Raw genomic sequence first — 12,511 nt, forward strand, 5'->3', positions numbered from 1 at the left:
TTAAAACAAATCCTTTTCTAAGCTCTTCGCAGGGAATCTAAATGGTACTGGACCATCGGCTTCGCCTTGCAAAAATTGCTGCACTCTCGGATCGCTATTGTTGTACAACTCATCAGGTGTTCCAGCGGCAATAATCTTGCTATCTGCCATGAGGTAAACCCAATCAGCAATACTCATCACCTCTGGCACATCGTGAGAAACAACAATCGAGGTTAAGCCCAAGGCTTGATTGAGATTTCGTATCAATTCAACCAATACGCCCATGGTGATGGGATCTTGGCCAACAAACGGCTCATCGTACATGATAAGTTCTGGATCCAGTGCGATTGCGCGCGCCAGTGCGGCACGCCTAGCCATTCCGCCAGACAACTCACTCGGCATCAATTGCGCAGCACCACGTAATCCTACCGCTTCAAGCTTAAGTAATACGATGGTACGAATGAATTTTTCATTAAGTTCAGTGTGCTCTCGCAGCGGAAACGCCACATTATCAAAGACATTGAGATCCGTAAAAAGCGCACCCGATTGAAATAGCATGCTCATTTTCTTACGTGCTCGATACAGCTTTCGACGTGATAATGCAGGGACATTGTCGCCATCAAACCAAATTTCGCCTTCATCTGGCGGCAGTTGCCCACCAATCAAACGCAGTAAAGTCGTTTTGCCAATCCCAGACGGCCCCATGATTGCGGTTATCTTGCCTTGAGGCACCTCTAAACTGATGTCATCAAAGATAACGCGCTCACCACGTGAGAAGCTGAGGTTCTTAACTTTCACAAGCTCAGTGTTCAACATATTTTTGTTGTTTCCTTGCTTTAAAAAACGCCAATTATGGCTGCAATAATAATGAGTCTACTTTAGAATTAAAAGCACTGTTCAATTAATTCATATTAAACAGGAATCTATGCAGGGATTTGAAAGCATTAGGAAATTATCTATTGATCTCTCTTTCTTGCCTGCTAACTGGTAATTAATTTGCCGAGTGACTTCCCTTTTATCTAGCAACAGGTCAAAATTAGCGGTTAATTCTCCGTTTTTATTAATTTTTTAGGAATCATCATGCTTGAAGCGATTGCGTTTCTTATTATCGGTCTAGGTTTTTTGGTGTGGAGTGCAGATAAGCTGGTTTACGGTGCCGCTGCTCTTGCTCGCAACTTCGGTATTTCACCACTAGTTATCGGTATGACGATCTTAGCAATGGGGTCTTCGGCTCCTGAAATGATGGTTTCTGCGACAGCAGCCCTTGATGGCAAAACAGATACAGCTGTAGGCAACGTACTGGGCTCTAACATCGCCAACATCGCGCTGATTTTAGGTATTACAGCCCTTATCAAGCCGTTATCGATTAGCTCAGGCGTGATTCGTCGTGAACTACCATTAATGATCGGTGTCACTCTGCTAGCGGGCGCCCTATTGTGGGATAACCATTTAGGCTTCTATGAAGGCGTGTTGTTGTTTGTTCTTTTTGCCGCGTTTTTGTTTGCTATGTTGCAAATCAGCCGCAGCGAGAAAAAGAACGGCGATGCTTTCCTTGATGAGCAAGAATCAGAGATCCCTGAAGGCGTAAGTAACCCTAAGGCTGCAATGTGGGTCGTGATTGGTCTAATCGTCCTACCTTTAGCTGCTGATATGCTGGTAGATAACGCTGTGATCATCGCGAAGTTCTTCGGCATGAGCGACCTTGTCATTGGTTTAACCATCATTGCTGTTGGTACTAGCCTTCCTGAACTTGCAGCATCACTAGCCGGCGTTATGAAGGGTGAAGATGATATGGCTGTAGGTAATATCATTGGTTCAAACGTATTCAACATCCTTGCTGTTATGGGTATCCCGGGCATCCTAAACCCTTCGATCTTGAGCGAGTTCGCTATGGGTCGTGACTTCTGGGTAATGCTAGGCGTATCGCTACTACTTGTTGTGATGGCACTAGGAAAATCTCGTAGTGTGAATCGTATTGAAGGCGGCGTGTTAATTGTGACGTTCGTGGCCTACCAAAGTTACCTATTAATGAACATGTCGGCTTAATTGTTGATTTAACTTCCCGTACTTGGAGTATTTGATGTCTCAGCCATTTGATTACCGCAGCGTTGCAAAACAAGTTTTGGAAACCGAAGTTGCAGGTCTCACTCAATTAGACCAATATTTTAATGATGATTTTTGTAAAGCTTGCGACCTTATCCTGAACAACAAAGGCAAAGTCGTTGTGATGGGCATGGGTAAATCAGGCCACATTGGCAACAAAATCGCAGCAACATTGGCAAGTACCGGGACATCGGCTTTCTTTGTTCACCCAGGCGAAGCGGCGCATGGCGACTTAGGCATGATCGAACCTGGTGATATTGTGATTGCAATATCCAACTCCGGCGAATCGGGAGAAATCCTCAGCCTATTTCCTGTGTTAAAGCGTCTGAGCATCAAGATCATCAGCATGACAGGCAAGCCAGCATCAAACATGGCAACCCTGTCTGATATCCATTTACAAATTTCAGTACCGGAAGAAGCTTGTCCGCTGGGCTTAGCACCAACAACAAGCACCACGGCGACTTTGGTCATGGGTGATGCATTAGCCGTTGCACTTTTGCAGGCTCGAGGCTTCACCGCTCAAGACTTTGCCCTGTCTCATCCTGGTGGCGCTTTAGGTCGTCAGTTGCTGTTGAAGCTCGACGACATCATGCACACAGGCGATTCACTTCCTGTTGTAGCACCCGACGCACTAGTAAGAGACGCTCTACTAGAGATATCTCAGAAAGGCTTAGGCATGACAGCAATCGTTGGTGAAGATGGCCAAATGGCCGGTATTTTTACCGATGGTGATTTACGCCGTATCTTAGACAAACGCGTTGATATCCATAACACGCAGATCGGTGATGTGATGACGCTAAACCCGACGGTAGCCGAGCCAAACATGCTCGCGGTTGAGGGCTTAAACTTGATGCAAGCGAAGAGCATCAATGGCCTGATGTTATGCCAAGAAGGTAAATTAGTCGGAGCGTTAAACATGCATGACTTACTGAAAGCAGGAGTAATGTAATGACACAGACAGTCGAAACTCTATACGGCACTGTTAATTCAGATGTATTTGCAATTGCAAAAGAGATCAAACTGCTGATTTGCGATGTCGATGGTGTCTTCTCTGATGGTCGCATCTACATGGGCAACAACGGTGAAGAGCTGAAAACCTTCCACACTCGTGACGGTTACGGTATCAAATCACTGATGAACGCAGGCATTGAAATCGCGATCATCACGGGTCGCAAATCTCAAATTGTTGAGAATCGTATGACCGCTCTAGGCATTAAGCTGATTTATCAAGGTCAAGACGATAAAGTTAAGGCATACCAAGATATTTGCGATAAGCTTTCTGTAAACCCTGAAAATACAGGTTACATCGGAGACGATCTGATTGACTGGCCTGTAATGGAAAAAGTTGGCTTGAAGGTCTGTGTGGCAGATGGGCACCCGCTACTTGCAAAGCGTGCAAACTACGTGACAACCATTAACGGTGGTCATGGCGCGGTACGTGAAGTCTGTGACCTTATTTTACAAGCAAGAAATGAACTCGACGTGCATAAAGGTTTAAGCATATGAGTTTTACTCGTATTATCTATTTAATACTCATATTTATTGCCTCTTGGTCGACCTATTACTTGTACGACAAAGAGCAAACATCAACGATACAAGTGGCTCCAAATTTGGAGCTGCCCGCGTTTAGTGGCAAAAGCCTGAACAACATTAGCTACGACGAAAGCGGTATTCGCAGCTATCAGGTTGAATCGACGTATTTAGAACACTACTCAGTAGTTGGCGATACGCACTTTCAAAACCCAGTTCTTTCGGTATTCCGTGAAGGGCACACGATTGAATGGCAAGTCACCGCTGATCGCGCGATTATGGATGAGAATCAAGTTGTCACGTTTTATGACAACGTCGTGGCAAAGAACCTGTTGCCAGAAGCCAGCTTCGATACAATGACCACAGATAAAATGGTTGTTGAGCTGCCTAGCCGAGATTTTTATTCAGAGACTCCGGTCCATATGATCGGTACATTTTTTGAAACTGAGGGACAAGCAATGAAAGGTAACTTCGGTACCAACAATGCAACCCTCTTTAATTCTGTTCAAGGTAGATATGAAACTCTTACACCTTAGTTTATTCGCTTTGACCCTTGCGGCACCTAATGTCTATGCTCTGTCTTCGGATAGTGAGCAACCTGTCTACATTGACTCAGACAGCCAGCAATTGGATATGAAAAGTAACCAAGTGACTTTCCTTGGTGATGTGAACCTTAAACAAGGCAGCATCAATATCAATGCCGATAAGGTTATTGTTACTCGTAACGCCGTAAACGGTGAGATTGAAGAAATTCAAGGCTTCGGTAAGCCAGCAACCTTCTCTCAGCTTACTGACGACGGTAAGACACTCTACGGTGAAGCTGACGACCTGCACTACCAGCTTGTTGCCGACCGACTGATCATGACTAAGAATGCGATGTTATCTCAAGATGGCAGCATCATTCGCGGTTCTAAGATCACTTACCAGATCGGTTCTCAGAAATTAGTCGCTGACAGTGGTGAAAACAAACGAGTGTCAACGGTTTTACAACCAACGGAAGTGAATAAGTAACGATGGCTGTTCTTAAAGCAAAAAACCTAGCGAAAACCTACAGTAAACGTAAGGTTGTTACCGATGTAAGCTTACAGGTAGAGTCAGGCCAGATCGTCGGTCTGCTTGGGCCTAACGGTGCAGGTAAAACCACATCTTTCTATATGATTGTTGGTTTGGTGGCGCGTGATGAAGGTACCATCAGCATTGATGACCGAGACATCAGTATCTTACCAATGCACAGCCGCTCTCGTCTTGGTATCGGTTACCTGCCTCAAGAAGCATCGATTTTCCGTAAGTTGTCCGTAGAGAACAACATCATGGCGGTTTTACAAACCCGTGATGAAATGACCAACGAACAACGCCAAGATAAGCTGGAAGACCTGCTAGAAGAGTTCCACATCCAACATATCCGCACCAGCAATGGTATGGCTCTGTCGGGTGGTGAGCGTCGTCGTGTAGAGATTGCTCGTGCACTAGCAGCAAACCCGCAGTTCATTCTATTGGATGAACCATTCGCCGGTGTTGACCCGATCTCAGTAATCGATATCAAAAAAATCATTGTTCACCTGCGTGATCGCGGCTTGGGCGTTTTGATTACCGACCACAACGTTCGTGAAACATTAGACGTGTGTGAAAAAGCTTACATCGTAAGCCAAGGACACCTGATCGCTGAGGGTACTCCTGAAGATGTTCTCAATAACGAACAAGTTAAACAAGTTTATCTAGGCGAACAATTCCGTCTATGATTATATAGAGAGTATCGAGAGTTCTAAGAATAATAACTAGGTAAGTCACACTGAATGAAACCCTCATTACAACTTAAGCTAGGCCAACAGTTAGCAATGACTCCTCAATTGCAGCAAGCGATTCGTTTGTTGCAATTGTCTACTTTAGATTTGCAGCAAGAGATTCAAGAAGCACTTGAATCTAACCCACTACTCGATGTCGAAGAAGGCAATGAAGATACGCCAACATCGGAAGAAAAACCTAGCAGTGACGAAAAAGAAACTGTTGAAGCCACAGAGCAAGACTTACCTGATAGCTCAGACTTAATCGAAAAATCAGAGATTGGCAACGAACTAGAAATCGACACAACTTGGGAAGACGTCTACAGCGCGAACACCGGTAACACGGGTATTGCGATTGATGACGACATGCCGGTTTATCAAGGCGAAACCACTCAAAGCCTGCACGATTACCTACTTTGGCAACTCGACTTAACGCCATTCACTGACACCGACCGAAGCATCGCTTTTGCATTAATCGATGCCATCGACGACTACGGCTACCTCACTGTAACTTGTGAAGACATCCTTGAAAACTTCGACAATGAAGAGATCGAGCTTGATGAAATTGAAGCGGTACGTAAACGAATTCAGCAGTTTGATCCGCTAGGTGTCGGTTCAGTCAACCTGCAAGATTGCTTGTTACTGCAACTGGCAACCTTTCCCCAAGATACGCCTTGGCTTAACGAAGCTAAGTTAGTACTTACTAGCCATATCGACCAACTCGGCAATCGCGATTACAAACTGGTTATCAAAGAGACCAAGTTGAAAGAAGCAGAACTACGTGAAGTTTTGCAACTGATTCAACAGCTGGACCCTCGTCCTGGCAGTAAGATTACTCCGGATGAAACTGAGTATGTGGTTCCAGATGTATCTGTCTTCAAAGACCTTGGCAAATGGTTAGTGACCATTAACCCTGATAGCGTGCCTAAGTTGAAAGTGAATCAGCAGTACGCTGATCTGGGCAGTAAAGGCAACAGCGCCGACAATCAATACATCCGCTCAAATTTGCAAGAAGCAAAGTGGTTAATTAAAAGCCTAGAGAGCCGAAATGAGACGCTACTCAAAGTTGCGCGATGCATTGTTGAACATCAGCGTGATTTCTTCGAACATGGCGAAGAAGCGATGAAGCCAATGGTTCTTAATGATGTTGCGTTAGCTGTTGATATGCACGAATCCACGATCTCTCGTGTGACGACTCAAAAATTCATGCATACGCCACGTGGCATCTTCGAGCTCAAATACTTTTTCTCAAGCCATGTCAGCACTGACAATGGCGGTGAATGTTCATCTACAGCAATTCGCGCACTCATCAAGAAGCTTGTCGCAGCGGAAAATACCGCGAAGCCTCTAAGTGATAGTAAGATTGCTGCTTTACTGGCTGACCAAGGAATTCAGGTAGCTAGACGTACCATAGCGAAATACCGTGAGTCTCTGGGCATTGCCCCATCGAGTCAGCGTAAACGCCTGCTATAAGCTCATTTAGTCGCTAGTTACTTAGCAACTATGATCAGGCAACCAACTGAAAAGGAAAGTCTATGCAAATCAATATTCAAGGCCATCACGTTGATCTTACCGATTCAATGCAAGACTATGTTCACACCAAATTCGACAAACTTGAGCGCTTCTTTGATCATATCAATAGCGTTCAGGTTGTTTTAAAAGTTGAGAAAATCAATCAAATCGCAGAAGCTACCCTGCATATAAATCAGGGGGAAATCCATGCGACAGCAACAGATGAAAGCATGTATGCCGCGATTGATTCATTGGTTGATAAACTCGTCCGCCAACTCAACAAGCACAAAGAAAAGCTAAGTAGTCACTAACATGCAATTAAGCGAAGTACTTTCATTGGACTGCACCAAAAGTGCAGTCCAATGCACAAGCAAAAAAAGAGCCCTTGAGCTCATCAGCCAGATAGCAGCTGAGAGCTGCGGTCAAGATTCAACAGAGCTATTTGAGTGTATGTTGAGCCGTGAGAAGATGGGCAGTACCGGTATTGGTAATGGTATCGCGATTCCCCATGCTCGTATGAATGTCAGTGATAAAGCGATAGCTGTATTACTGCAATGCCAAGATCCTATCGAATTTGATGCGATTGATAATCGTCCTGTCGACCTACTATTTGCCCTGCTTGTTCCTAGCGAACAATGCAAAGAGCATCTAAAAACCCTTTCTTGTATGGCAGAACGACTAAACGACAAGCAGACTCTTAAACAGCTGCGTAATGCTCAGAGCGATCAAGAGCTTTACGACATCATGATTCAAGTGCCAACTTGCGAGCAATAACATGCGATTAATCGTGGTTAGTGGCCAATCAGGGGCCGGTAAAAGTGTTGCGTTACGAGTCCTAGAAGACTTGGGGTATTACTGTGTCGATAATCTACCAGTAAACCTGCTCAACAACTTTGTCGAATCGGTACGCGAAAGCAACCAAAACGTTGCGGTAAGTATTGATATACGTAACCTACCGAAAGAGCCTCAGTTAGTCACCGACACGCTCGAGCAACTCGAGTCAGCTACAAACATCGATGTTGATGTATTGTTCCTCGATGCCAGCAAGCAGACACTCCTTAAGCGCTACAGCGAAACCCGCAGAATCCACCCTTTATCAATTGGCCAAGAAAAGCTCTCTCTTGAGCAAGCGATTGATTTAGAGAAGACACTTCTGACACCTCTCGCAGAGCACGCCAGCATTGTGATCGACAGCAGTGACTGCAACCTCTACGAATTGAGTGAAAAGGTTCGATTTAAAGTTGAAGGCAAAGAGAAGCAAGAGCTGATCATCGTCTTTCAATCTTTCGGTTTTAAGTATGGCTTGCCAAGTGATGCCGACTACGTGTTTGATGTTCGCTTTTTGCCGAACCCTCACTGGGAACCTGCACTACGACCACTAACCGGGCTAGATGCACCAATTCACTCCTTTCTAGAAGAACACTCAGAAGTTCTGGAACTCAAGCAACAGATCCAAGGCTTTGTTGAACAGTGGTTACCAATGTTAGAGAAGAACAATCGCAGTTACCTAACGGTCGCGATTGGCTGTACTGGCGGCAAACACCGCTCGGTTTATCTAACCCAGAAAATTGGTGAGTACTTTGAGCAACTTGGCCATCAAGTTCAAATCAGACACGCCTCCCTAGAGAAGCACCAACAGGGCTAACCATGGAATTAACTCGAACTGTACTGATCCAAAATCGCTTGGGTCTTCACGCTAGAGCAGCCGTAAAGTTGGTTGAGCTTGCACAAAGCTTTGATGCAACCATCACTATCCATAGCGAAGAAGATAAAACAGCAACAGCAGACAGCGTAATGGGGTTACTTATGCTGGAATCAGCGCAAGGGCAACATATTACTATTCAAGCAGCAGGCACCGATTCACAGCAAGCACTGGATGCCGTCTGTCATCTCATTGAAGACAAGTTTGATGAGGGTGAGTAGCGAAAACGCTTCACTCGCAACGCCTAAGACTCAAACAACGAACCAACCAATATTAAATCTTAGTTCTACCTAAGTTTATGATTTAAATAAGCCCTAGAATTAAGTTACTATTCCAAGCATTGTAAGAATAATGAGATAGGAGGAAAATATGGCAGAGCAATTAGAATTCGACCAAGCTCACCAAACCCTCCAAGAAGTCAGCGAAGCCCTAGAAAACGGCCGATTTGTTCACGTACGCCGACAACTTCAGGACATGGAACCTGAGGATATTGCACACCTTTTAGAAGCCTCCCCTCGCAAAAGTCGTGACGTACTCTGGCAACTCACCGATCCTGAAGACTACGGTGAAATTCTTGATGAACTAAACGAAGACGTCAAAGATGCTCTTGTGTCAAAAATGGCACCTGAGACCTTGGCAGAAGCAACCGAAGGCATGGAAACCGATGACGTCGCGTACGTACTTCGAAGCCTACCCGACGATGTTTCTCGCGAAGTCCTTTCTCAAATGGACTCCGTCGATCGTGCGTTAGTTGAAACCGCCCTGTCGTACCCTGAAGATTCAGCGGGTGCGATCATGAATACCGACGTAATCACGATTCGTGGTGATGTCGATGTCGACGTTGTATTGCGCTACATGCGTATGCGTGGCGAACTGCCGGATGCAACTGATGCTCTGTATGTTATTGATGAAGAAGAACGTCTTATCGGTAACCTATCACTTACCACGCTAGTAACGACTCAACCTGATGTCCCTGTTTCAGAAGTGATGGATGATGCCGACGAAGCGATCGCGGTAGAAACTAGTGCGTCAGATATCGCGAGCCTGTTTGAACGTCGTAACTGGGTTTCTGCGCCTGTCATCGATAGTAACCAGCACCTTGTTGGTCGTATCACCATCGATGACGTGGTTGATGTTATCCGTGAAGATGCCGAACACTCAATGATGAGTATGGCGGGTATGGACGATGACGAAGATACCTTCGCACCGGTCGTAAAATCTGCTCGTCGTCGTAGTGTGTGGCTTGGTGCTAACGTACTCGCAGCACTGGCGGCAGCATCTGTATCAAACATGTTTGAAGCAACGCTCGATCAAATGGCAGCGATTGCGGTTCTGATGACTATCGTGCCTTCGATGGGGGGTGTTGCGGGTAACCAAACCGTTGCTCTGGTGATTCGTGGTTTGGCACTCGGTCATATCGGTGACAGTAACAAACGCGAACTGCTACTCAAAGAGGCAGCCATCGGCTTCCTAAACGGCGTTCTATGGGCCGTTATCATTGGTGGTATCGTGGTGGCTTGGAAAGGTAACTGGATACTGGGAGGCATCATCTCAGCGGCGATGATGACCAACTTGATTGTCGCAGGTATTGCTGGTGTAACTATCCCAGTGATGTTGAAGAAGATGAATATCGATCCAGCCCTTGCTGGCGGTATGGCACTGACCACAGTAACCGATGTTATTGGCCTATCGGTGTTCCTAGGCTTAGCGACCATACTGATCTAGTTAGCATAAGCAGTTAGCCAATTTTTGGCGAAATACAGAAAACAAAAAGGGAGCCACGGCTCCCTTTTTTAATTCATCAGATTCGCTTTAATTGAATTACTCACCCGCGACTTTCATCGACTCAAGCAGGATAGAACCCGTTTGAATTTGCGAACGTGTTTCTACGTCGTTACCCACAGCAACAATCTGAGTAAACATGTCTTTTAGGTTACCTGCGATTGTTACTTCTGATACTGGGTATTGGATCTCTCCGTTTTCAACCCAGAAACCTGCAGCGCCACGTGAATAATCACCCGTTACGGTGTTTACGCCTTGGCCCATCACTTCAGTGACTAGGAAGCCAGTACCCAACTCTTTTAGCATCTGCTCAAAGTTTTGACCGGTCGATTTAACGAACCAGTTATGAATACCACCAGCATGACCGGTTGGCGTCATATCCATCTTACGTGCGGCATAGCTCGTTAGTAGGTAAGTTGCTAGCACACCGTCAGTGATGATTTCACGATCTTGAGTGAACACACCTTCGCTATCAAATGGGCTTGAAGCCAAACCACGTAGGATGTGAGGACGCTCAGAGATATTGAACCAATCAGGTAGGATTTTCTGACCTAAATGATCCAATAAGAAAGATGACTTACGGTAAAGGTTGCCGCCACTGATCGCCATCACAAGGTGACCGATAAGACCTGTCGCAACATCGTTAGCGAACATAATTGGGTATTGGCCTGTTGGTAGCTTTTTCGCATCCAAACGGCTAATCGTCTTTTCTGCAGCTTCCTGACCTACACGCTCAGGCGTCCACAGCTCATCACGGTGACGTGCAACGGTGTAGCTGTAGTCACGTTCCATTTCACCGTTAGCGCCTTGCCCAATCACGCAGCAGCTCGTGCTATGGCGACTTGAAGCGTAGCTTGCTAGTAAGCCATGGCTGTTACCATAAACCTTAACGCCATAGTGGCTATCGTAGCTTGCGCCATCACTCTGTTTGATCTTGTCGCTATAAGCTAACGCTTGCTTCTCAGCAGCAATCGCAATCTCAGCGGCATAGTCAGGGTTTGGTTCATCAGGGTGAAAAAGATCCAAATCGGGAATTTCTTTTACCATGTATTCTTTTGCCGCAGGACCGGCAAATGGGTCTTCAGAAGTGTACTGAGCGATATCAAGTGCGGCCGCGACGGTTTGAGCAATCGCCTTTTCACTCAGATCAGATGTAGATGCGCTGCCTTTTTTCTGGCCGCGATAAACAGTAATACCTAGCGCACCATCACTATTAAATTCAACGTTTTCCACTTCACACATACGTGTTGAAACACTTAAACCCGTTGATTTAGTAATAGCGACCTCAGCTGCGTCTGCACTCACTGATGCCATATCCAACGCTTTAGCTACTGCGGCTTCTAGCTCAACTCTTTGCTGGGCGACTTGCTGTTTTACATCCATATCTATTCTAATTTTTTAGGTCAATATTACGTAGGATAACAAGAATTTCGCTTTCTCCCCAAGATTCTTGCTAAAATAGGCAATATATTCGTTTGAGATAGTGACATAGGCAGAAAAGATGGCTCGCAAAAACCAAAAAGCCCCATGGGAACCAGAAGAAGAAATCATCTGGGTAAGTAAGACAGAAATGAAAACGGACATGGATGCCCTGCAAAAGCTGGGAGAAGAGCTTGTTGGTCTAAAGCCTTCTGTATTAGATAAATTTCCGCTGTCTGAAGATTTGGCACAAGCGATTAAAGATGCACAACGCTTTAAAAATGAAGCGAAGCGTCGTCAACTTCAATACATTGGTAAAGTAATGCGTAATGTCGATCCTGAGCCAATTCAAGCGGCTTTGGATAAAGTACGTAACAAGCACTCACAAGCAACAGCTGAACTACATAAGCTTGAGCAACTGCGTGATCGTGTTGTTGCTGAAGGTGATGCGGCTATTTCAGAAGTAATGGAAATGTACCCTGAAGCAGACCGTCAGCGTCTTCGTCAGCTAGCTCGCCAAGCTAACAAAGAGAAATCAGCGAACAAGCCTGCAAAGTCTTCTCGTGAGATCTTCCAAATCTTAAAAGAGCTAAAGCTAGAAGACTAATCTTTGTCGCTTTATTCTGTAAGACAATAAAAGACCTAGCGCATGCTAGGTCTTTTTGTTTTCTACGTACTCAATATCAGAGAGATTAAACAAGAG

15 protein-coding genes are annotated in these 12,511 nt (G+C 45.4%); 13 read left to right on the forward strand and 2 right to left on the reverse strand.

Going from position 1 to position 12,511, the window contains the following annotated elements:
• A complete protein-coding gene (gene mlaF / locus BCU07_RS18920) occupies positions 1-795 on the reverse strand; it encodes a phospholipid ABC transporter ATP-binding protein MlaF (protein WP_102427917.1) in 795 nt (264 codons plus the stop codon).
• A gap of 264 nt (positions 796-1,059) precedes the next feature.
• On the opposite strand from mlaF, the gene BCU07_RS18925 reads away from it, so the two are divergent.
• The 12 genes from BCU07_RS18925 to mgtE all read left to right on the forward strand — a co-directional run bounded on the left by BCU07_RS18925 (position 1,060) and on the right by mgtE (position 10,332).
• Entirely contained in the window at positions 1,060-2,025 is a 966-nt protein-coding gene (locus tag BCU07_RS18925; protein WP_017063737.1) for a calcium/sodium antiporter, read from the forward strand.
• A gap of 34 nt (positions 2,026-2,059) precedes the next feature.
• The gene (kdsD, locus tag BCU07_RS18930; protein ID WP_017058917.1) at positions 2,060-3,031 is read left to right on the forward strand and encodes an arabinose-5-phosphate isomerase KdsD; all 972 of its coding nucleotides are present in this window, start codon (positions 2,060-2,062) and stop codon (positions 3,029-3,031) included.
• Positions 3,031-3,588: a 3-deoxy-manno-octulosonate-8-phosphatase KdsC gene (kdsC, locus tag BCU07_RS18935; protein WP_017058916.1), complete on the forward strand. Its 558-nt coding sequence runs from the start codon at positions 3,031-3,033 to the stop codon at positions 3,586-3,588. The genes kdsD and kdsC overlap by 1 nt, the downstream gene beginning before the upstream one ends.
• On the forward strand, positions 3,585-4,148 hold the full coding sequence (gene lptC, locus BCU07_RS18940) for an LPS export ABC transporter periplasmic protein LptC (RefSeq protein WP_004735306.1): 564 nt from the start codon (positions 3,585-3,587) through the stop codon (positions 4,146-4,148). Before kdsC ends, lptC begins: the two co-directional genes overlap by 4 nt.
• The gene (gene lptA, locus BCU07_RS18945) at positions 4,129-4,623 is read left to right on the forward strand and encodes a lipopolysaccharide transport periplasmic protein LptA (protein ID WP_017058914.1); all 495 of its coding nucleotides are present in this window, start codon (positions 4,129-4,131) and stop codon (positions 4,621-4,623) included. The genes lptC and lptA overlap by 20 nt, the downstream gene beginning before the upstream one ends.
• Positions 4,624-4,625: 2 nt before the next feature.
• Positions 4,626-5,351 (forward strand): LPS export ABC transporter ATP-binding protein, encoded by a 726-nt coding sequence (lptB, locus tag BCU07_RS18950; protein WP_004735304.1) that lies wholly within the window; start codon positions 4,626-4,628, stop codon positions 5,349-5,351.
• A 54-nt stretch (positions 5,352-5,405) separates the two neighbouring features.
• Positions 5,406-6,866 (forward strand): RNA polymerase factor sigma-54, encoded by a 1,461-nt coding sequence (locus BCU07_RS18955; protein WP_017058913.1) that lies wholly within the window; start codon positions 5,406-5,408, stop codon positions 6,864-6,866.
• Positions 6,867-6,928: 62 nt separating this feature from the next.
• Complete coding sequence (gene hpf / locus BCU07_RS18960; RefSeq protein ID WP_009847742.1) at positions 6,929-7,216, forward strand: ribosome hibernation promoting factor; 288 nt, start codon at positions 6,929-6,931, stop codon at positions 7,214-7,216.
• Between the two features lies 1 nt (position 7,217).
• On the forward strand, positions 7,218-7,679 hold the full coding sequence (ptsN, locus tag BCU07_RS18965) for a PTS IIA-like nitrogen regulatory protein PtsN (protein WP_004738707.1): 462 nt from the start codon (positions 7,218-7,220) through the stop codon (positions 7,677-7,679).
• Position 7,680: 1 nt separating this feature from the next.
• Positions 7,681-8,550 carry an RNase adapter RapZ gene (gene rapZ / locus BCU07_RS18970; RefSeq protein WP_017063735.1) on the forward strand — a complete coding sequence of 290 codons (870 nt, stop codon included), beginning with the start codon at positions 7,681-7,683 and terminating at the stop codon, positions 8,548-8,550.
• A 2-nt stretch (positions 8,551-8,552) separates the two neighbouring features.
• Positions 8,553-8,828 (forward strand): HPr family phosphocarrier protein, encoded by a 276-nt coding sequence (locus BCU07_RS18975; protein WP_017066670.1) that lies wholly within the window; start codon positions 8,553-8,555, stop codon positions 8,826-8,828.
• Between the two features lie 148 nt (positions 8,829-8,976).
• Positions 8,977-10,332, forward strand: a complete 1,356-nt coding sequence (gene mgtE / locus BCU07_RS18980) for a magnesium transporter (protein WP_017058911.1) — start codon at positions 8,977-8,979, stop codon at positions 10,330-10,332.
• Positions 10,333-10,428: 96 nt separating this feature from the next.
• Here mgtE and pmbA read toward each other — a convergent pair whose 3' ends face one another.
• Positions 10,429-11,772 carry a metalloprotease PmbA gene (pmbA, locus tag BCU07_RS18985; protein WP_017058910.1) on the reverse strand — a complete coding sequence of 448 codons (1,344 nt, stop codon included), beginning with the start codon at positions 11,770-11,772 and terminating at the stop codon, positions 10,429-10,431.
• 118 nt (positions 11,773-11,890) lie between these two features.
• Here pmbA and yjgA point away from each other — a divergent pair, with 118 nt between their 5' ends.
• The gene (gene yjgA / locus BCU07_RS18990) at positions 11,891-12,415 is read left to right on the forward strand and encodes a ribosome biogenesis factor YjgA (RefSeq protein WP_017058909.1); all 525 of its coding nucleotides are present in this window, start codon (positions 11,891-11,893) and stop codon (positions 12,413-12,415) included.
• Positions 12,416-12,511: the final 96 nt, after the last annotated feature.

This window comes from Vibrio sp. 10N.261.54.E10 (assembly GCF_002877735.2).
Taxonomy (GTDB): Bacteria; Pseudomonadota; Gammaproteobacteria; order Enterobacterales; family Vibrionaceae; genus Vibrio; species Vibrio crassostreae_C.

Coding starts and splice junctions, on each gene's coding strand:
- mlaF (WP_102427917.1), bottom strand. CDS start 795: ATGTTGAACACTGAGCTTGTGAAAGTTAAGAACCTCAGCTTCTCACGT.
- BCU07_RS18925 (WP_017063737.1), top strand. CDS start 1,060: ATGCTTGAAGCGATTGCGTTTCTTATTATCGGTCTAGGTTTTTTGGTG.
- BCU07_RS18975 (WP_017066670.1), top strand. CDS start 8,553: ATGGAATTAACTCGAACTGTACTGATCCAAAATCGCTTGGGTCTTCAC.
- kdsD (WP_017058917.1), top strand. CDS start 2,060: ATGTCTCAGCCATTTGATTACCGCAGCGTTGCAAAACAAGTTTTGGAA.
- pmbA (WP_017058910.1), bottom strand. CDS start 11,772: ATGGATGTAAAACAGCAAGTCGCCCAGCAAAGAGTTGAGCTAGAAGCC.
- hpf (WP_009847742.1), top strand. CDS start 6,929: ATGCAAATCAATATTCAAGGCCATCACGTTGATCTTACCGATTCAATG.
- BCU07_RS18955 (WP_017058913.1), top strand. CDS start 5,406: ATGAAACCCTCATTACAACTTAAGCTAGGCCAACAGTTAGCAATGACT.
- lptB (WP_004735304.1), top strand. CDS start 4,626: ATGGCTGTTCTTAAAGCAAAAAACCTAGCGAAAACCTACAGTAAACGT.
- rapZ (WP_017063735.1), top strand. CDS start 7,681: ATGCGATTAATCGTGGTTAGTGGCCAATCAGGGGCCGGTAAAAGTGTT.
- lptC (WP_004735306.1), top strand. CDS start 3,585: ATGAGTTTTACTCGTATTATCTATTTAATACTCATATTTATTGCCTCT.
- kdsC (WP_017058916.1), top strand. CDS start 3,031: ATGACACAGACAGTCGAAACTCTATACGGCACTGTTAATTCAGATGTA.
- yjgA (WP_017058909.1), top strand. CDS start 11,891: ATGGCTCGCAAAAACCAAAAAGCCCCATGGGAACCAGAAGAAGAAATC.
- lptA (WP_017058914.1), top strand. CDS start 4,129: ATGAAACTCTTACACCTTAGTTTATTCGCTTTGACCCTTGCGGCACCT.
- mgtE (WP_017058911.1), top strand. CDS start 8,977: ATGGCAGAGCAATTAGAATTCGACCAAGCTCACCAAACCCTCCAAGAA.
- ptsN (WP_004738707.1), top strand. CDS start 7,218: ATGCAATTAAGCGAAGTACTTTCATTGGACTGCACCAAAAGTGCAGTC.